Annotated in this window: 14 protein-coding genes and 1 pseudogene; 4 read left to right on the top strand and 11 right to left on the bottom strand. The window is 49.7% G+C overall.

The genetic code is table 11. The annotated features are described in order from the left end of the window. Window positions 1-9 precede the first annotated feature (9 nt). From ABE504_RS18485 to ABE504_RS18505, 5 genes and pseudogenes are all read right to left on the bottom strand, one after another. Window positions 10-447 carry a hypothetical protein gene (locus tag ABE504_RS18485; protein WP_430091410.1) on the bottom strand — a complete coding sequence of 146 codons (438 nt, stop codon included), beginning with the start codon at window positions 445-447 and terminating at the stop codon, window positions 10-12. 209 nt (window positions 448-656) lie between these two features. Further along, the gene (locus tag ABE504_RS18490) at window positions 657-926 is read right to left on the bottom strand and encodes a YiaA/YiaB family inner membrane protein (protein WP_430091670.1); all 270 of its coding nucleotides are present in this window, start codon (window positions 924-926) and stop codon (window positions 657-659) included. 30 nt (window positions 927-956) lie between these two features. Next, window positions 957-1,139: pseudogene (locus ABE504_RS18495) on the bottom strand (YiaA/YiaB family inner membrane protein); the annotation flags it as partial. 99 nt (window positions 1,140-1,238) lie between these two features. Beyond that, the gene (locus ABE504_RS18500; RefSeq protein WP_430091412.1) at window positions 1,239-1,730 is read right to left on the bottom strand and encodes a CYTH domain-containing protein; all 492 of its coding nucleotides are present in this window, start codon (window positions 1,728-1,730) and stop codon (window positions 1,239-1,241) included. 34 nt (window positions 1,731-1,764) lie between these two features. After that, the gene (locus tag ABE504_RS18505; protein ID WP_430091414.1) at window positions 1,765-2,601 is read right to left on the bottom strand and encodes an AraC family transcriptional regulator; all 837 of its coding nucleotides are present in this window, start codon (window positions 2,599-2,601) and stop codon (window positions 1,765-1,767) included. Window positions 2,602-2,720: 119 nt separating this feature from the next. On the opposite strand from ABE504_RS18505, the gene ABE504_RS18510 reads away from it, so the two are divergent. Further along, complete coding sequence (locus tag ABE504_RS18510; RefSeq protein ID WP_430091416.1) at window positions 2,721-4,427, top strand: glycoside hydrolase family 2 protein; 1,707 nt, start codon at window positions 2,721-2,723, stop codon at window positions 4,425-4,427. A gap of 329 nt (window positions 4,428-4,756) precedes the next feature. Here the strand turns inward: ABE504_RS18510 and ABE504_RS18515 are convergent, their stop codons facing one another. From ABE504_RS18515 to ABE504_RS18525, 3 genes are all read right to left on the bottom strand, one after another. Next, window positions 4,757-5,224 (bottom strand): hypothetical protein, encoded by a 468-nt coding sequence (locus ABE504_RS18515; protein ID WP_430091417.1) that lies wholly within the window; start codon window positions 5,222-5,224, stop codon window positions 4,757-4,759. Between the two features lie 41 nt (window positions 5,225-5,265). Next, on the bottom strand, window positions 5,266-6,057 hold the full coding sequence (locus tag ABE504_RS18520; protein ID WP_430091419.1) for a hypothetical protein: 792 nt from the start codon (window positions 6,055-6,057) through the stop codon (window positions 5,266-5,268). 646 nt (window positions 6,058-6,703) lie between these two features. Further along, window positions 6,704-7,513: a response regulator gene (locus ABE504_RS18525; RefSeq protein ID WP_430091421.1), complete on the bottom strand. Its 810-nt coding sequence runs from the start codon at window positions 7,511-7,513 to the stop codon at window positions 6,704-6,706. 749 nt (window positions 7,514-8,262) lie between these two features. On the opposite strand from ABE504_RS18525, the gene ABE504_RS18530 reads away from it, so the two are divergent. Then, window positions 8,263-9,282 (top strand): helix-turn-helix domain-containing protein, encoded by a 1,020-nt coding sequence (locus tag ABE504_RS18530; protein WP_430091672.1) that lies wholly within the window; start codon window positions 8,263-8,265, stop codon window positions 9,280-9,282. Window positions 9,283-9,421: 139 nt separating this feature from the next. After that, window positions 9,422-10,381, top strand: a complete 960-nt coding sequence (locus tag ABE504_RS18535) for an aldo/keto reductase (protein WP_430091423.1) — start codon at window positions 9,422-9,424, stop codon at window positions 10,379-10,381. A gap of 78 nt (window positions 10,382-10,459) precedes the next feature. Here ABE504_RS18535 and ABE504_RS18540 read toward each other — a convergent pair whose 3' ends face one another. Both ABE504_RS18540 and ABE504_RS18545 read right to left on the bottom strand, forming a co-directional pair. Then, on the bottom strand, window positions 10,460-11,020 hold the full coding sequence (locus ABE504_RS18540) for a PdaC/SigV domain-containing protein (protein ID WP_430091425.1): 561 nt from the start codon (window positions 11,018-11,020) through the stop codon (window positions 10,460-10,462). Between the two features lie 251 nt (window positions 11,021-11,271). Then, window positions 11,272-11,880, bottom strand: coding sequence for a LysE/ArgO family amino acid transporter (locus ABE504_RS18545; RefSeq protein ID WP_430091427.1), 609 nt, complete (start codon window positions 11,878-11,880; stop codon window positions 11,272-11,274). Between the two features lie 164 nt (window positions 11,881-12,044). On the opposite strand from ABE504_RS18545, the gene ABE504_RS18550 reads away from it, so the two are divergent. Further along, window positions 12,045-12,890, top strand: coding sequence for an SDR family NAD(P)-dependent oxidoreductase (locus tag ABE504_RS18550; RefSeq protein ID WP_430091429.1), 846 nt, complete (start codon window positions 12,045-12,047; stop codon window positions 12,888-12,890). A gap of 182 nt (window positions 12,891-13,072) precedes the next feature. Here the strand turns inward: ABE504_RS18550 and ABE504_RS18555 are convergent, their stop codons facing one another. Continuing rightward, window positions 13,073-19,963, bottom strand: coding sequence for an Ig-like domain-containing protein (locus ABE504_RS18555; protein ID WP_430091431.1), 6,891 nt, complete (start codon window positions 19,961-19,963; stop codon window positions 13,073-13,075). Window positions 19,964-20,000 lie beyond the last annotated feature (37 nt).

The following is a 20,000-nucleotide window of genomic DNA, read 5'->3' on the forward strand; positions in this document are numbered from 1 at the left end:
CCTCCTTTATTATAAATGCCGCATATCGTACGGTCTACCTAGTTCCACATCCTCTTTCTCAATTGCCGAGAAAACAAGATCAATAATCTCAGCCCGTGCCTGATTGACGAAGCCCAGCGACGTAATCTGCAGGTTCTCAATCGAAACAGAAGACGTAATCAGTATTTTATCCATCAGCATATATAACGAAACCTCATAAGATGACCTTATGTTCTTAATCAAATCGCAGAGATTCGTTCTCTTGTACCAATCCGGCAATTCAATCGCATACATCAAATGCAGCGCCCCTCGCTTCCCGCCGGACATCTGAAAGTTCTCCTTAATACCGCTGTGAGCATGCGAAAACCAACGATACCCAAAGTTGTAAAAGAGCTCTTCTTCCCATACCGGCTCAGATTGCGCGCTGAGTTCGAGAAACTGTTCGCGATAGAAATGAATAAGACTCATGGATAACCTCACTCTTCCTTCAAAGTTCGTTCATGTTGCTTTCATTGTGCGTGGAAAATGTTGTAAAACTTCCTTAGGGAGTTTTAGATTTACATGATTTTTCTTCATAATTTGCTAACGTTTTTAACAATTAAAGGCGAAATGTTAGGAAGTGCCGCGGCGCGACAAAAAAGAAAACCCGCCTGCTAGGCGGGTGCGGAAACGGCGGATCAGCCGTTATAGTGGGAATTATTCGAAGGATTCAAGTTCTCCAGAATCTCTTTGTCTTCGGCGTTGTCCCGCGTCACCTTCTGCACGCCGATCGAACTGTAGGCGATCAGCAGCATGACGGCGATGTAGTACCCTTTTTCATTCAGCTCAAAATCCGCATTGAACAGGCCGATGAAAAACATCGCAAACCCGATCACCAAGCCCGCGAACGCCATGCCCGTAAAAGCGATCGTGTTCCGCATCCGGTGCTTTGGATTGTCGAGACGCATTTCTTTATCCTCGTTGTTGTCCCTCACAACCTTTTGCGTCACGATGCATGTGATAATAATAAGGAACATGCACAGCAAATAATAACCTTTGACGTTGAGCTCCCAGTCCGCATTGTAGACCCCGATGCAGTACAGGAATATGCCTGCGGCAAGGGCAAAATAAGAAGCAGCGGTAAAAGCCGGCGTATTGCGTTTTTGGTATTTCGGATACATGAGCGGTTCCCCCTAGAAATTGGAATCTTTTACATGTATCTTAACGTACCCCACCCCTGCTGAAAAGGCTTATTTTTCCGTAGTACCTTGTCTGTCGGCTCAGCGCTCCTGCAGCTTGATCCACATCGTTTTGTTGCGGAATTCTTCCTCGGCCCCAAGCTCGCGGCCAAACCAGGCCGGCGGTGTGAAAGCCTCCGCGGCTGACAGGTCCGGGAATTCCACTTCGACGACCATCAGATCGATTTGCTTATACTCGTCAATTTCGTACGTATGGCCGTCCGCTTCCAGCGTCGTCCGGATTTTTTCCAGCGGGATCAGTCCTGAGCGTTCCAGGAGTTGGGCATAGATCGACTCGGTGATGCTGTATTCCACTTCCTCGCGCATCATGCCGTGACCGGATTTGAAGGTGTGCGTAAAATGCTTTTCTCCTGTCGGATCCACCAGCTTGCGCACGCGGATCTCCTGATCTTCGGAGAACGCCAGGTATGTCTGGTAAATGTATTGTTTGGATACCAGCTTCAGTGTGTGATTGGCCAGTTCCGCCTCCGGAAAAGCCGGCAGCAAGTATTTTCTTTCAATTTCCGCTCCCATTGGATCGTGTGGGCTCCCTTCGTGTGAACAATTGTCATTCCGCCATTGTACCATGTTTGTTACGGGCGCGGTAGCGAGCTGGGGACACGCCGTTCCAGCTTCGAAACATTTTCCCAAAATGAAATTCGTCGGCGAAGCCGCACGCCTCCGCGATCGCTTTCATCGGCTCATCGGTCAGCAGGAGCAGCGTCCGGGCGTGCTCGTTCCGCACTTTATTGAGGTAGGCCTTGGGGGACAGACCCAGGTTATGGATGAACAGCTTGCGCAGCTGTGACACCGAGATATGAAGGGATTTGGCGAGCTCCTCCAGCTTGAGCGGCAGGTGGTAGCTCGTCTCGATCCGCTGCTTGGCCGTGTAGTAGGCGCGTACGTAGGGATCAAGCTGCGCTTCGTCCGTCTCCTGCAGCGTGCGGATCAACTGCGTTAATCTATGCAGGAATTCCGCCTGCTTCTCCTGCGGGTTGTGGCTTCGCAGCGCCCAGATGCGGCCGAACTGTTCTTCGAACCAGACCGCCTGCTCCGGTGGAAACCGTTTATGGAATGGCAGCGGCAGCTCACCGACTGTCTGAGGCATATGCCACGCATGATGGTCGAACGGGACGTCCAGACAATCGAACAGCAGCATCCGAATGCACAGCGGCTTCTCGGTTGACGATGCCATTGTCAGCGTAAAGCCAGGCTTCAAGTAAATCAGGTCGCCAGCCTGTACGGAGAATGGCGCCTCTTCGTCTTCGTTATGGACGAATTCACCCTCCCCGCTCTGAATCCAGTAAAAGGAGTGCACATCCGTCGTATTGCGAATGTCTTTCCAGCCCGGCACTGGGGGCTTTTCGTAGGATAGCCGGTGATGGTAAATCCGGTAATGATTCATCGTTCTTTTGCACCTTCTTGCAAAGCGATTTTGACAAATTTAGAAATGGTTTCGCCATACAATCTCTCTCTTCTCTTATGATACGCTTATCGAAACAGACATGAAAGGGGATTTTTCTCGTGGCACGTACTTTTCAGCAGCATCTTCAGCGGAAGACCCGTTCTCTGGACGGCGTTTGGGACTTTATAACCGATCCCGATAAACGGGGCGAAACCGAGGGCTGGGCTTCCCGCTTTCCTAACGGTGGGAGAAAAATCGTTGTACCCTCCTGCTGGAACAACGAATTAGGCTTATACGATTATATCGGTGCCGCTTGGTACCGCACGACGTTCAGCCTTGCTGAGGCAGGGAATATCCGGTTGATGTTCGAAGGCGTTCTGCATCATGCCGATGTGTATGTCGACGGCACGCATGCTGGGTATCATTTCGGCGGTTTTACCGGGTTCGATTTTGTTTTGCCGCAGGTAGCTGCGGGACAGCACGAACTGGTCGTTCGCGTCGACAGCACCGTCGATTGGCAGACACTGCCGACCGATGTGGCCGACTGGCACTCATATGGCGGCATTATGCGTCCGGTTCAGCTGCAGGTGCTGCCGGATGTGTATATCGATCAGTTCCGGATTCATTATGGGCTGGAAGGCAACGCGGCAGATGTGACTTTGCAAGTGGAGCTGAAATCGCTGTGCAGCGAGGCTTCCAGCGTGGATGTGCGTGTGGCGGCTGAGGGGCTTGCGCTCTCGGCAGAAGGTGTGAGCGTCGCGGCAGGCGGCTCATCTAAGGTCGAGTTGAAAGGTCGGTTGGAAGGCCTTCGGCGCTGGGACGTTGGTGCGCCAGAATTGTATACCTTTACCGCCGTAGCCGGTGAAGACGATTATATCGACCGGACAGGCTTCCGGACGATCGAAGTGCAAGGCTGCGACGTGCTGCTGAACGGCCGCAAGCTGTACCTGCAAGGCGTAAACCGGCATGAGGAGCATCCGGATTGGGGGTTTGCCTTCCCGCCGAAGCTCATGCTCAAGGACATCGACATTCTCAAGGATCTCGGCTGCAACATCGTCCGTGGCTCCCACTATCCGCAGAGCCAGTTCTGGATCGACCTGCTCGACGAGCACGGCCTGCTGCTCTGGAGCGAGATCCCGATGTGGGGCTGCTTCATGAGCCTCGAGACACTGGCCAGCCCGCTGTTCATCGAGCGGGGCGTGCACATGCTGAAGGAGATGATCACCCGGGATTATCATCACCCGTCCATCATTTTCTGGGGCGCGCACAACGAGATCGACACCCGCTCGCAAGAGGCGGTCGAACTGACCAAAGCGTTCGTCGGCACGATCCGCGAGCTGGATGCGACGCGGCCTGTGACCTACGCGACGATGCATCCGGTCGAGGACATCGTGCTCTCGTATTTTGACGTAATCGGCATCAACAAGTATTACGGCTGGTACGAGGGGAACGTCAGCGGGTTTAAGGGGATGCTGGAGAAGTTCTTCGAGCAAGCTGAGCAACAGGGCGCAGGCGGCAAGCCCGTCATCATGAGCGAGTTCGGCGCCGCGGGCATCTTCGGTGACGCGGGCTGGGAGCCGCGCCTGTTCAGCGAAGACTACCAGGCCGAAGTCGTCACCGAGGCGCTGCGCATCTTCCGCGACGATCCGCGGATCTGCGGCACGCTGATCTGGCACTTTGCGGACATCCGCGTCGACGTGCGCAGCGACCGCGGTTACTTCCGCGATCGGGCGCGGAGCTTTAACAACAAAGGCTTGCTGAACGAGTATCGCAAGCCGAAGCTCGCCTACCGCTTGGTGCGCGAGATTTACCGCGGCGAGCGGTAGTGAATGAACCCCCAGGTCGGATGGCCTGGGGGTTTTTGGTAGTGTAATCATCAATCGACAGGTGCATTGTCTTTATTCATTTTCGCGAGAATTTTTTGCAAGGTGGCGTTAATATTCATCAAAGCCATGAAAACAAATCCTAACATAATAAAAGTAATTATTTCTCGAGTGAAAATAGATACCCCAGCCAAGATAACTGCATAAAGTATGTACAACCCATTATTAAGAAACTTCAATTCAAACACGCCCCTCAACTCTAGTCAAAAAAACAGCCGATCTTTTGGGCCAGCTGCCGCGGTGCACATTTTTCACTAACGTTCCTCTTTCGTTTAATTATCGTTTTCTTTCCGGTTCCGTTTTAATACTATTAGTAACGTAATAATTACAAACAACACCACAGAAACGATGGCAGTAACATTGAGGATTTTACTCATTTTTTTCAACTCAGCTATTTCTTCAAGGTCATAACTAGCGAGTGATAATTCTTTGGTTCCTCCGCACCAGGTATCTGTCGCTAATTCTCCTTGTACATACTTATATAAATAATTCTTCTTTGTTGTTTTGTAAGCATACACAAGATACTCTTTTGTGTTTAGAAATTCACTGCCAGCGGTAGTTACAATTGTTAAATTGTCTCTACCATTACCTTTCAATACTGATTGAACTTCAAATGTTACCCTGCTTTTGGGATTTAAGGTTCCTACATCCTCATACGTTGTCTCTTTGACTTTGCCGATAAAAACTGAATCGTTCTTTTTATATAGTTCTCTTGGGTCATCACTTTCAGAACATGACATTGCGTAAGTTTTATTCGGTGTGATCCGCCATTGAAACGCAATTACTTTGACTGCAAATATGGAGGCTCCTCACCACTTCCTCCTTTGGCTCCCATGCTTCCGCGGCTGACCTCATAGATCATCTGATATTGACCGTTATCTTCATCTTTTTGCCAACGTTCCGTAAACACCACATTATAAGTCTCCTTCCGGTCCGTTTCCTCTATTTTTGTTTCCCGCTCAACGTCGTAGCCGCCAATTTTTAACTTAATTTGGCCCTCTTCCTTAGGAAACCGGTCAATAGTAGTGCCGTTGCCGGTAGTGGCAAATTGTACAGCTTCTTTTGCCGTGAACGGCGGCATTGGTGGTGATGTCACATGGATCGCACCTGCGATGAGAATAAGCAGGAGAACAGGGGCAGTGAAGGAGATCAATCGGGTCTTTATCTTAAGGCTTAGGATGGTACGAACGATGATTCGATCGCAACTGAAGAAAAGGATCGCCGCAACTCCACCCATGATGCTGAAAAATGAAGATTGAAGTACGAAGCCATAGCAAAACCCAAATGCGACATGAAGCAAACCAGATACTAACACCTCACCCGGGCCTTTCACTTTTAACTTCGCCGCTGCCACTTCAAGGAGAGAAGAAACTAGACTTCCATAGAGAAAGATGGTGGGAGCTGCGTATAACGCAATGATGAAAACCCAAGACATATAGTTTCCAGCCGCATTCCAGTTGCCTCCTCCTAACGCTATGTTAGGAAAGGACACCCAAAGGATAATTACCCAGGAAGTAAAATATGAGACTACCAGTTTGCGAACAAGCATCTGCCGTAAGTCCGACTGCGTCAAAAGATCACCCCTCCATGAATAGCTGCTAAAATAATTGTTGGACAGCCGCAGGACCACTCTAGTAGGCTGCGTGAAGTATCGTTTCCCTTCGTTGAATGCACTTTTTGATTGATTAGTCAATCTGATCAACTGTAATTACCTCGATAGCATTGCAATAGAAACTTAAAACTTCACTTTCGATGTCCCGAATCCAAAAATTCATTGCACACCAACCATCATCTTTAATATCTACAATATCAAAAATATCAAGTTGTATTATTCTTCCACTGGCATTAATACTTAGACTTTCAATCTTACAACCCATAGTAAGCAGTCAGTCAAGCTTTGAAATTTATTAAGCTTTAATTCACAGATTAACTTAATAATTTCGAGCAATATTTCGAATAATCAGTTCAGGTGAATTTGAAGTAGAGTACCGATCGAAATGGGAATGTCCAGCAAACGACGATGCCAAATGTGCGCATGAATGTGTCATCAATTCAAAACCTAATCTTGAGGTGTTGAATAATACTAGGTCTTTATCAGCATCAATTCTTAACTGTTTTTCATATTTCCAGCTTTCCCAGTTACCCCATAACCCCTCATCCTCGTTATTTCCAGTATTGACCTCTATGAACCAAACTGTTTGGGTAGCCTGTGCAAGCCTTTAAGCCATTTCAAGAGCAATTTTCGCTTCAGGGTAAAGTGTTAAAAAAACTGCCTCTCTTACTTCATCAATGTCAACTGGTTTTGTAAAGTGACTAGCAGCCCCAAGATCCAAACACTTTTGAATTTCGTCAATTTCTCCATAAGCGGTCATCATAATTACATGAATACGTGGATTTATGCTTTTAATTTTTTCTAAGGCTTTAATGCCATCCATTCTTGGCATCTTAATATCCATGAGAACAAGATCAGGTTCGAATTCTTTAACAAGTTGAATCGCCTCCACTCCATCCTTTGCCATGTATGGTATGTATTGGTCATTTGTAAATACTTCAAAAAACAAAACTCTATATCCATTGTTATCATCAACAACAAGTATCTTCTTCTGATCCAGAATAATTTTTTTCTTATACTCTTCTCTAATTTGTTCTTGCTTTACCATCTTCATCTTTTGTTTTTCCTGTTCTATTTCCCACTTTCGATTCTGCACTTGAATCCGTATCTGCTCTTGTTGAGCTCTCTGATCACGTTCAAGTTTTTTCTGATGTTTATGTCGTATTTGCTGAGTTTCAACAACTTTCCAGAATGAAATTATCAGAACTCTTTTTAAGATGAAAAACAAAATGATTACTGCGATTCCAATTATTCCTGTTAGAACAAGGTCTTGAGTCTTTATAAAGGTATAAATCAAGCCAATAGTACCTATGACTCCGAAGATACCTATCTCTTGATTACTTCTAAAGTCTTTCCTCGCCCGTTCTCGCGTAATTTCATCTTCATATACTTGGTTTTCTCTCTCTAGCTTTGACAAATAAATTCCTCCAAACTAAATTGCTAAAAATCGTATATTTCTACATAAAGCAAATGTTTCCTCGAATTGGATTTGTCAGTCCATTGACTCTATCAAAATCCTCTGGCATCCGTTGAATAATGCAAAATTTTGAAAACATTTGTTCAAGGCTGTTCGCAATTGCATAGTTGGCTTTATGTCGTTCTGATACCAGATTCAAAATACGGCCAGTCCTCGACAGGGATAATAGCCAAGTTCTTGTCGGGATAATCGACTATTCTTCTATCTTGATACAGCAACTCGGTGAGCATGTTCTTGGTAAAACCTGTTTTCCGGCAAATTGATATTCATCCAATAGCCCGTGCTTCAATAATGCTCCGGTGAAGGATATCTCACTGCTTCGACCGCTAGCCCTTCGTACACACCTTTAGAAATAACTAGCATCTGGTTGCAGTTCTAGCCACCATACTTTCAAAAAAGAGCACTCCTCTTCCATAAGCAATATATTATTATAACATTACCATATATTAGGTAACACGTGTATATTGTTAACGCTTAGTCGTTCTACCACGCTATACTGCCCGTTACTTCAACGGACAAAGGCAGCCCATCGTGTGCGGCTGCCTTCAATTATGAGTTCGAAGGGAGCTTTTTAGTGCGACTAAGATTAAATAGAGTATGTAGGAGCTAAATGAACAAGTCGTTTGAGCTTTTCAGCAAAGTATTCTCGCCGGTTTCCAGTTATACTAAAAGTATAACTGTTGAAACGTGTGTTGAGAAACATAGGGGATGTTCCCTTTGAACATCAGGCAATCCGGTATAACCGAAAGGACGATAATGAAATGGAAAATAGAGCAATCGCAGGAACAAATAAGGCGAGGACGTCCATGACTTTGAGATCAAGCAAAATGGTCAAGGTGCCTCATGAACTGATAAAATCTCCGAATAAAAAAGGGAGCTTAAAGCTGGATGGGATGTCCGTTATCGAATTCTGTTTTTACACGCAAGGCATAAAAGGAACCTTTTTTTTGCAGGATCATCTTCTGCTAATCGTCAAGTCGGGTGTCTATTCAGTTCGCTTCGGTGATCAAGAATATACGATGCGGAGCAATGAAATGATGTTTATTCATAAATCAATTGGAGTCCAGTATGAGAAAGCGGGTGAACCCGATTCCGATTACATCCTCGACTATATGATGTTTTTCCTGAACGAGAAGGTAGTAAATGAATTCCTCAAATTCGCCGGTTTAAAACCAATTTACCTCATGAATGATGTAGTTCCGATAACAGTCTTTCCGATCAATGACCGCATTGGAAGCTATATTGAGTCGTTAAAACCCTATGTTGAGAACCCTGACGAAGTCAAAGAAGGACTCGTTCGTGTGAAACTGATGGAATTGCTGTTTCACATAGCAGATACGAATGAGCGTTTTTTGCATCAAATGATGCAACCCATAAGCAAGGACAGAGACAGCATCGCAAGGATCATGGAGGAGAACTTCTTGAATCCCGTTTCCCTTAACGACCTGGCCTATTTGTCCGGCAGAAGCCTGGCTACGTTCAAAAGGGATTTTCGAGCCATATACAGCACCACCCCGCTCAAATGGGTTCGGAATCGGAGGCTGGATAAAGCCAAGGAACTGTTAGCGGAAACGGCGTTATCTGTTACGGATGTCTGTTTTTCGACCGGATTCGAAAATATCGCTCATTTTTCCAAAGTATTTAAGGAAAGATTCGGACTCCCACCATCGGAGTTTAGACAGCAGCTGAAGTTGAAGGAGGAAGCCTAAGGGGGGTAATAATACAAAATGAGCTAAATAAACAAATGAAATGAGCTTGTAGGCAAAGAAATTCATTCGTCTCCTTGATATTCTTATCTCATGCGGTAAACGCAGCAGTATTAAAATAAGAGTGAAGGAGAGATTCCGAATGAAACAAATGAAAAAGATAAAATTGCAAAATGAAATGATTCCATCGATCGTTCTTGGTACCTGGTCATGGGGGACCGGACAAGGCGGTGGGGATGCTATTTTCGGGAATAATCTTACCTCAGAAGACTTAAAACCGGTATTTGATTCAGCGATGAAAGCCGGACTCAATTTATGGGACACTGCGACTGTGTACGGAATGGGAGCCTCCGAAAGCATTCTGGGCGAATTTACAAAAGGCCGCGACGATGTGCTGCTCTCAACGAAATTCAATCCGCGAGTTGGCGGACCTGTTGAAGACAGCTTGAACAGGAGCCTGAACCGGCTCGGCGCAGACCATATCGATATCTATTGGATCCATAATCCTCTTGATGTAAAAAGATGGACTCCAGAGCTAATCCCGTTGATGAAAAGCGGAAAAGTAAAATTTGCAGGCGTCTCCAACCACAATCTGGAGGAAATCAAACTAGCACAAAGTATTCTGGCTGAAGAAGGGCTGAAGATCTCTGCTGTACAAAATCATTACAGCTTACTGTACCGTTCGTCCGAAGAAGCTGGAATTATCGATTACTGCAATGAAAACAACCTTGTGTTTTTCTCCTATATGGTGTTGGAACAAGGCGCATTAACTGACAAATACAGTGCGAAAAATCCCCTCCCAACTGGCACCAGAAGAGGAGAGGCGTTTAATGAAGACGTGCTTGCGAAACTGGAAGACTTGATCCATGTTATGAAGGAAATCGGCAATAAGCACAATGCGACTTCTGCACAAGTTGCAATCGCTTGGGCCATTGTGAAAGGAACCGTTCCGATCATCGGCGTTACAAGAACTTCCCAAATTGCTGATGCTGTAAAAGCCGCTGAAATCACGCTGACAGCACAGGAAATCCATGATCTTGAAGCAGCGGCGAAAGAGACAGGAATAGTAATCAAAGGTGAATGGGAAAAGCAGATGCATTAAATAGTCATATATTTAGATTCGCCTGCCGGCCTGCTTGCTGAAAGCGCAATGACCTCTGTTTTCGGTGCCTATAAACGCTTATTGACCCGATAGTTCTACTAATGCATAATCTCCAACCGCATGAGGAACAACCACACTTACAACTAAAGAGTTTGGTGTTAGATAGAAAGTGTTATAGGCCCATTGTTCCTTTAGTCCCTTGATTAGAGTTTGATCGTCTATATTTTGGATTGCGATAATTAGATCATTTTTGTCCATCCCGTCTTTGATCGCTGCGTTTGTAACTGCTGTCGATTGCTTAATATTTTCTGCGAGCATTGTGTCTATAGTTGTGAAATCAGTAAGCTTTAATTTAGTCATATTCTTTAGATCAATCGTTATAGAATAGATTTCATTATTGGGATGAGCAGCAACCTCAATATAGGAATATCCTGTGTAAACGACGCTTAGCAAGTCAGGTGTACTCATTGTAACTTGATACTTCAAATCTAGCGTAAGTACATTTTTGTCTGTGTCATTTTGGTAAAACTTTAATGGCTCTTCAACCTGACTTCTCAAAACATCATTTTTAATCAAATCATTAATAGTCTTTTCCTTTGAATAATCCCCCAACCCATGGACTTGAGGGTATTGAATCATAATATCGTCTTGAGAATAAGTTTCAGTTGTGAAAGTATATGTTTGTTTTTGAACTGCCGGAACTGTTTGTTCAACTTGCTCATTTACAGAAGTACCATTTGTTCTTTTGATTGCGCCTGCTTTGACAGCTTGTCTGACAGAGAACTATTATTTGAGGTACATCCTGTAAATGTAAAAGCTATTATTAACGAACATATTGCAATCTGAAATTTCCTCATACTGCTCCTTTATCTTTCCACTATCGTCTTCCTTTAGATTAATTGTGTAATCAGATATACAGCTGTTCCCCACATAATAATGGAAGAAACTTTATTTAGAAACATGATAAACCTGCCAGATTTATCTAATCTTCCCACTTGTCTTCCCACTAAGGCAAGAGAAAAAAACCAAATCCATGACACCAATATACAAGCAAGTGCAAATGCTATCTTTTCCATCCCGGAATAGGAAATGGAGCTTGTTCCAATTACACCGATCGTATCGAGGATTGCATGAGGATTTAATAGTGAAACAGATGCGGCGAAGGTTATTTGCCTTTTAGGCGATAGTGCTGCGTCTTGAGTCGTGCTGCGACTCGCTTTACTTTTCCACGTTACGAACCCCATATAAGCTAGAAATAGTATTCCCACCAAGAATAATATCGCCTTAATAGTCGGAATGGCCAATATGATTACGGATACCCCTAATATGGCTAATGAGATGAGTGCCGTATCACAAAGCGATGCTGTAATGATGACCGGTAAAGCCCTAATAAATCTGGGTTGCGTAACACCTTGATTAAAAACAAATACATTTTGTACACCTAACGGCAAAATGAGACCAAATGATAACAAAATTCCTTGCATGATTGCTTGAAACATCTAATGATTTTCTCCATTCTCTAAGCTGACTTGTATCGAGCAATTGTTTGCAATCATTATAGGGCACGATTGTTCGTATATTCAAGTCTTTCTAAGCAGTACACATTTTCAGAACATATGTTCCGTGATATAATATATAGCAATAAATACCTGCGAAGGAGTAGATGAACTTGAAGAGTCTCGATGGGAAGATCGCTCTCATTACTGGAGGAAGTCGAGGCGCGGGACGAGGTATCGCCATTGAACTAGGCAAAGCGGGAGCCGTGGTTTATGTAACCGGAAGAAGTGTAAAAGGTACCACGACGCACGGTTTCCCAGGCAGCATTGATGAAACAGTCGAAGAGATTGTTCGTCATGGCGGAGAGGCTTACGCCTGCCGTTGCGATCATACCCGCGATGAGGATACCGAGGCGCTGATTGAGAGAATTCGACGGGAACAAGGACGGCTTCATCTCCTTGTGAACAACGTCTGGGGCCTGCATGATGTGGAAACCAATTTACAACCACAACCTTTTTGGGAGTATCCGCTCCATATGTGGGATGCCACGTTTTCGAGCGGCATACGCGCACAAATTGCAACTAATCATTTTGCGATCCCGCTCATGTTGGAAACGGATTCCGGATTAATCGTACATACTACGTTCCACGATCAGGATAAGTATCTCGGAACCTTCTACTACGATCTTGCCAAAAATGCGATTAACCGCTCCGTGTTCGCTCTAGCCCATGACTTCAATAACACGAAAATGACAGCGGTAGCTGTCTCTCCTGGTTGGATGCGCACAGAATTGGTGTTACGGAATTTCAACACAGATGAAGATCATTGGCAGGAGGTCGAAGCTCTACAACTTAGAGAGTCGCCGTTCTACATTGGGCGAGCGATGTCTGCCTTGGCAGGCGATAGTAACGTGCATCAGAAAAACGGACGGGTGCTGCATGTTGGCGATCTTGCCCAGGAGTACGGATTCACCGATATCGATGGACGAGTGATTCCTCGTTTCGTGATCTAGTTGGTGGGATATGAAAAGGTGTCAATAAAAAAAGTGACCCAGCCAACGGGGCCGGGTCCAAAGTTTATATTAAAAAAGGGGGTCTTGCTTATTATAATACCTCCTGCATGTTAGAGGACTGTAACAGAAATATTCCAATTGTGTTACAAAATGCTTCTCCCTGTTACAGGGCACAGGAGGAGCTAGTTCATGAAGCCTGCCTGCTGCAGCAGGCGCTTCACGGCCACCGCCGCCTGCGCGCGCGTCGTCGGCGCTTGCGGTGCAAAGCGGCCGCCGGGCTCGCCGCTCAGCAGCCCAAGCGCCGTGGCATCGCCCACGGCGGCCTGCGCCCACGCGGCGATGCCCGCCGCGTCCGCGAACGCGGGCTCCGCTGCCGCGCCGGAGCCTGCACCGGCAGCGCCTGCGGCAGCTGCCGCGCGCACAAGCATCACCGCCATCTGCTGCCGCGTGATGGCGTCCCCGGGCGCGAAGCGGCCATCCCCCAGGCCGTCGATGAGACCGGCCTGGGCGGCGGCGCCGACCGCGCCCGCGAACCAATCCGATGCGCGGACATCGCCGAACGGCGATCCGACCGCATCGTCAAGTCCGAGCGCGCGCACGAGCAGCGCCGCGAACTCCGCGCGTGTCACGGGCGCGTCCGGCGCGAAGCTGTGTGCATCGCGGCCATCGACTAGCAGCTTGGCGGCCATAAGCGCGACATCCTGCTGCGCCCAGTGCCCCGCCATGTCGGCAAAGTCGTGACCGGACTGCGCCTGCACGACGGCATAGGTGCTGTTGCCCTTGCGTTTGAGTATGGCAACCGCTGTGCCGTTCTCGGTTGCAATAATCATCGGCACGAAGGACAATCGGCCGTTCTCATCCATGCGCACCGCAGTCGCCTGATCAGCGTGCAATCCGGACTGCACCTGCAGACGTCTTTCCACATAGCTGCCGAACTGCTTCACTTCCACCGTGCGACCGCCGCCCTCCACGGCTACGGCAAAATCAACAACGGCCGAAACCGCAGTCACGCCCGCTCGGGTCAGTGCTTGTTGAGCCGTACCGCCTTCAGCTGGCTGCATTGTAATGCGCAGATTAACCTCTTCCGGTCGACTACCCAGTGACTTCGCAAGGCTGCTAACATCCAGCGCCTGCAGCGGCAGGGTATAGGTCATCCCGTCGCCTTCGACCCGCAGCTCCACATCTCGCGCGCCATCTTCAGCAAGGGGGCCCATCGGCAGCACAACCGATACTGCTCCGCCTGCTGCATTAGCAGGAATGGCGATGACTTGATGACCATCCTTCAACTGCGCAACGGCACTCTCCAAAACTGTCGCCGCAACTGTCACCTGCTTCCCGTGCGTACCGCCAGACAGCACCCAATCCCGAACTTCCAGCCCGCCGTCCGCAATCCGAACGCCATCCGCGATAGACTCCGCTGACGGCTGCGGTGCAGGTACTGTGGCAGCCGCAGATGTGCCAGCAGGCGGGCTTTCACCGCTGCTCGGCGATGTCGCGCCTTCCTGAGGCATGGGGATAGTCACCGAAAGGCCCGAAGCAGTGACACCCCCGGTTCCATCCAGCCCTGCGATCCGGAACACATACGTCGTACCCGCCAGTAAGCCGGTCACCGTATAGTCGTACACATCCCCGGTCACGCTGTAGCTGCTCAGTCCCGCTGCATACACCTGCGTGTACACGCTCTGCGTCACACTGCGCTGATACACGGCAAAGCCGGTCATCCCGGCAGGTACCCCGCCCGGCAAGCCCCACTGCAGCTGTGCGCGCCCGCTATCCAGCGGAGCGCCGCTCGCCCAAGCGGATGCGGGCCATGTCAAGGCCGACTCCCCGCTCACCAGCAATTCAAGGCTCTGCGAAGCGCCACCATACGTCGCAGTAATCTGAGTTGTCCCAGCCTCCACCGCATAGACGCTCCCTGTGACCACATCCACACCAGCAACTTCCGGATGCGAACTCACAAATGTTACCCCTGTAACAGGTGTAAACACTTCACCAGCGTCATTCATCGCCCGCACTATCACTTGCCCGCTTTCTCCCGCCTGCAGCGCAGATGGGCCATCCATCAGTAAACCGACAACGCGCTGCTCCGCTTCATCCGAAGAACGAAACGTAAAGCTTCCGTTCCTGGAGACGATGCCGAAATAACCCGGCTTCGCAATCGCCTCCGGCGTGGTGTCCAAGTAGTTGATGATCTCGACGCCATCGACCAGCATTTTGATCCGAACGCCACCCGATTCCTTGAAAGTCCCAAGCTGCACATGATGCTCCGTGTTGAACGGCAGCATCGTATTCGGAATCGCCGGTCCCGCCAGAGCCGTATAGCCTGCAATCGTCCCGTAAATGACGGTACGCTGCGCTTTGTTGTAGCGCTGCAGTTCGATGCCCGCGTCAGAAATAACGACCAGATAATTGTCCTCATCACCGTGGCTGTAGCTCAATGTGCTGCTTTGCTTCCCGAAAAGCAAGGCATACCAGCTTGTTGTGGCATTGATTTTCAACTGAAAGTCCATGAGTTCGTTCATGAATTGCCGTCCTTGATACACGGCGTGCCCGCTGTTCGGTGTCGTAATTGTAATGCTGTCCTGCCCCGTCTGCACATTGTTCACCGCTGTCGGCGCAATGTACCAGCCGTTCACATTCGTAATTTCATCCCGGAAAGGGTACAGCTCCTCCGATCCATCGGCCCATACCTTAACATGGTAGTCCCCTTCCCGCTCTTGGCCCAGGAATTCGCCCTTCATCACTAGAATGGCCGATCCTGTCTGATGCGCGGTCAGCAGCCCTTCGGCCGACACCTCAGCAACATCCGGCGTCAGCGATGTGAACGTCACATGCTCCAGCTCCGTCCGGTTGCCAAACGACGTGTTGCCGTACGCGTGAAGCTGCTGCGAGGTGCCAGCCTGCGCAAACAACAGATTGCCTGTCGTATCGTCGAGACGAATATCCGTCAAGCTGTCGCCGACAAACACATCGGCTTCCAACTGCCGCAGTACCGTACCGTTTACGATGCTGATGCGCACCTTCGTGTTCCCCGTCGCAATCCCGGTCACCAATCCCGTGCCGTCAACAACGGCGACAGTAGGATCGAGGGATTCATAATAGAGCTTCGAGCTTGCTGTTCCGAGCAGCTGATCCTTGCCGTTTTTGGCTGTAACCGCAACCTGCCCTGAGCCGCCCACAGCCAGATTGACGCGATCTGTTGACCATCGCGAAACAATGCCCTCTCCCAACGCTGCAAAAAACGGCATGATCCCGGCATTGGCGATGATCGTCTGCGCGCCTGCCGGCCATTGGGCATCCGGTACCACGGTCGTACCGACGAATGTATTGTTCACGCCCGCGTTCACATAGTAACCATCCGTCGTATAGTTTCCGACAAAATCCAAATCGTGAATCAAGTTCGTCCATGCCATTGCCCAACGCTTGGAGCCGTGCCATGGCGGAGATTCATTCAGATCGATCACATTGTTCTCATATCGCCAGTAAGCAGAGGATTGATCCGCATAGAGCACGGCGCTGTCGTCCATCTGGTTGCGGATGTAGTTGCCGGATACGAGATTTTTATGTTCCGGACTCGCGCCGGTCGTACCCAAGCTGTAGATCGCCCCGCCGTCGCGCACGCCTTTGCCCATCAGATCGTAAATCATATTGTCCTCGATCCTGACGTTGTCCGTAACGGGGTCGAAATTTTTATCCCAACCGTAGCCGATATGCGTGCCGCTGTACGGAATGTTGTAAATCTCGTTGTGCGAAATGTCCATATCGAGCGGAAACCCGGCCGAAATTGCCGAAGCCGATTTGAAATCCACACCAATATCGTAGATCAGATTGTTCAGAATGTCGTCGTTTTTCATGATCATGCGCGGGTCCGCCGGGTTGTAGTACTGCCGATCGCTGGAAATCGGCTGCCCCACGGAAATCGCGCCGCCCGAAATATCGTAGAAACGGTTTCCTTCCATTAAACTGTTCTGCACACCATTTTGCATAATCAGCCCCGTAATGCCAAGCTTGGCAAAATCGTTGCCGATAAAATTGACCGTATTCGCCAGCTCCACCTCAATCGTGGCATCCGGCAGTTCATCCGGCGTGCCCGAATAGCGAAGATAGTTGTTCTGGGCATCGGAATGCCCCAGGTTCGTACTTGGACGCATCCAGGTCGTGTACATAAACTTGATGCCTTGGAACTGAAGATTGCGAACCGGCAGATCCGCCGATTGTCCTTTAATCTCCATCAGCTGTTCGAGGACAGGGGCCGTCACTTCCGCTGTATTCAAATCCTCCCAAGACCTCGGCTTGTAATACAAGTAACCGTCCCCGTTATTCAAATACCACTCGCCCGCTTCATCCAGCAGTTCATAGGCATTCTCGTAATAAACCGGAACCGTCGCCGAAGAGAGACCGCGCACTGAGACGGCCGTCCAGCCCGGATTCTGCATCACAATGTTTGCCTTCCCGCCTACGACATCAACGGATTGTACCTTCACCCGGGAGTTCGACCATAAATCCTGGAACACCATCTCCAGATCGCCCACCCGGCTATACCCGGCTAGGAACGTGTCGTCTGACGTGTAGCCTGTCGCAATTTTCGTCGCATTCGTAAGTCCTCCGGCACTTCTCGCCCGAACGGCGCGCACCCCGTCCACATAGAGCTGTCTCGTTGCAAAATCCGTCCCGACCTGCGCCCGGTAAATACCTTTGGCGCTGTCATACATCGTCCAGCCCGTAATCCGCTGACCGCCGCTCACCACCACTTCCTCGCCCGGATAGCTCTGATAGCTGACAAAATATCCGTTGCTCCCGGAATCCAGCTCGTTAAAGCTCAGCTTATCGCTCAGCGTATACGTCCCTCCGCGCAGAATCACATGAATGTCGCCAGTCATGCTGCCATTCAAGTCCCGAACCGCCGACTGCGCTCGGCCGATTGTGCGGAATGGCGCCGCAAGCGTGCCCGGATTGCCGTCATCGCCGCTCGGCGAGACGTAGAGCGACTGCTGCACCGTACGAGTCACCACCGTGACCGTCGCTTCGCCGCTGATCGTGCCGGCTGCGTTAGCTGCAATCACCTTCGTCGTTCCTGCTCCCACTGCGGTCAACTCACCGTACCGATCAACCGTGGCGACACTTGCGTCGAGTGTGCTCCATATCAGCTTCTTTTCCGTCGTATTCGTAGGCAGCACCACGGCACTCGCATAAGTGCGAGAGCCCACTGGCATGACCGCCGCCGGACCTGTTACCGTAATCCCGGTCATCGGGACTTCGATGACATTCACCGTGACCGTAGCGGCGGGAATCGGCTCATAAGGCTGCGCCGTGATCGTAGCTGTGCCGGCTTGAAGCCCTTTGACGACGCCTCTCTCATCGACCGAAGCGATCTCCGGATGATCGGATGTCCATGTCGCGCTCTGCACAGTCGCATTTACCGGGTCAAACGTCAACGGCAGGGATACACTGTCATCCTTGACCACGTCATAAGACATTTGCGGGAAAGAAGCGCTTGCGGCCGCTTGGTACGAAAAGATATTGAAATCATCAAAAAACGCCGTCCCTATGCTGTCCTTATACACCCCCAGGTAAAATGATATTGGAGCGCCACCGATTTCAATCGGCTCGCGGGACAGCTTAGGCACCCCGTTCACGTAAAAATCGAATAATCCGCTATCGGCATCCAGCATAATCTTGACGTCATACCATTCACCGCTCACAAACGGTTGAATGTTCGTCCACGCGGTGCCGCCCTGCTTCATATACGTGAATTGACCGCCATTCAAGGCAAATTTCAAGGCCGTGCTGCCGGTAATGCCGCTTTTCAGCGATGGCAGGTAAAAGACGGCTTCCGTCTGCTCAGCGCGGACTTTGTACGTCATCGTAATTTTGGAGGTCGCACCCATGATCGTTTTCTCAATGTTGTAGGAAGCCGTCGACTTCCCGTTCTTATCCAACCGAAGCAGCTTGCCCTCATAACCGGACAGTTCCGCCACTGTTGCGCTTAAAATATAAGGATTCGGCGCAGGGTCTACGGCAGCGGATGGCGCTGGCACTTTCCAGTCGGCCGGCTTTGCCCCGGTTGATTCACCGTCGAACGACACCGACAGGATGTCGCCAACCGCTGCGCCAGTGGACGAAGCGCTGACCTCCACGGTCGCCGTAACGGCTGCGAGTCCATCCCCCGGCTGCGCCGTAATTGTCGCCGAACCGGCGGAAATGCCCGTCACAACGCCGGTGCCGGTTACCGTCGCAACCCCCGGGTTGCTCGATGTCCAAGCGACAGTCTGGTCGGTCGCATCCGTCGGCGCCAGCGTGAATGGCAATGCCTGACTTTCACCGACTTCCAGCGCATAGCTGCTCTGTGAGAATGACGCGGATGTGACCGGGACATAATTGACGACTTTAAAATCGTCAAAATAGGCGATCCCGACGCTATCCTTGTACAAGCCTAGGGAAAAAGACGTCAACTCGCCCCCATCCGTCATCGACTCGTTCGTTAGCAGCTTCTCTCCATTCACATACAGCGTGAACGTATCGCTATCCGCATCGAGGACAAGCTTGATGTTGTACCACGTTCCGCTCGCATAGGGCTGAATCGTCGTCCATGTGGAAGCGCCTTTTTTCATATACTGAAAATTACCGCCGTTCAGCGCGAGCTTGGCTAACGTTGTCGTGCCGCTTTTCGGCCAAGGCAAATACACCGCTGCGTTCGTCTGCTCGGCGCGCACCTTGTACGTCAACACGGATTTCGCGCCCGAAGCGGCAAAAGCTCGCTCCAGCAGCAAATTGCCAGTGGATTTGCCGTTCTTCTCGAACTTGAGCGTTTGCGAATCGTAGCCAGCCAGCGTCTCGACAGTCGCCTTCGCAACGTACGGCGTCGGCGCGCTGGCATCCGCAGCGGGCGGATTGCCCGTCCAGCTTGCAGGCTTCTGCCCGAGCGTCGAACTATCGAAATTTTCGCTGAACACCTCGCTGCCTTCCGCCAATACCAAGCTTCCACCCACCGGAAGCGAGAGCATGAGCAGCGCCACCACCAACAGGAAAGCGCATACATTTTTTCTTGTCAATACGGTCTTTTGGGCAAACATGAACCTCCCACCTTTTCATCTAAAATGTGAAACTGTT

The organism is Paenibacillus oryzisoli, from assembly GCF_050467285.1.
GTDB lineage: Bacteria > Bacillota > Bacilli > Paenibacillales > NBRC-103111 > Paenibacillus_E > Paenibacillus_E oryzisoli_A.

Excerpts from the sequence above, each read along its gene's own strand:
- ABE504_RS18490 (WP_430091670.1), bottom strand. The coding sequence starts at position 926 with ATGCGTCTCGACAATCCAAAGCACCGGATGCGGAACACGATCGCTTTT.
- ABE504_RS18500 (WP_430091412.1), bottom strand. The coding sequence starts at position 1,730 with ATGGGAGCGGAAATTGAAAGAAAATACTTGCTGCCGGCTTTTCCGGAG.
- ABE504_RS18555 (WP_430091431.1), bottom strand. The coding sequence starts at position 19,963 with ATGTTTGCCCAAAAGACCGTATTGACAAGAAAAAATGTATGCGCTTTC.
- ABE504_RS18515 (WP_430091417.1), bottom strand. The coding sequence starts at position 5,224 with ATGTCATGTTCTGAAAGTGATGACCCAAGAGAACTATATAAAAAGAAC.
- ABE504_RS18505 (WP_430091414.1), bottom strand. The coding sequence starts at position 2,601 with ATGAATCATTACCGGATTTACCATCACCGGCTATCCTACGAAAAGCCC.
- ABE504_RS18550 (WP_430091429.1), top strand. The coding sequence starts at position 12,045 with ATGAACTTGAAGAGTCTCGATGGGAAGATCGCTCTCATTACTGGAGGA.
- ABE504_RS18540 (WP_430091425.1), bottom strand. The coding sequence starts at position 11,020 with ATGATTCAATACCCTCAAGTCCATGGGTTGGGGGATTATTCAAAGGAA.
- ABE504_RS18535 (WP_430091423.1), top strand. The coding sequence starts at position 9,422 with ATGAAACAAATGAAAAAGATAAAATTGCAAAATGAAATGATTCCATCG.
- ABE504_RS18545 (WP_430091427.1), bottom strand. The coding sequence starts at position 11,880 with ATGTTTCAAGCAATCATGCAAGGAATTTTGTTATCATTTGGTCTCATT.
- ABE504_RS18485 (WP_430091410.1), bottom strand. The coding sequence starts at position 447 with ATGAGTCTTATTCATTTCTATCGCGAACAGTTTCTCGAACTCAGCGCG.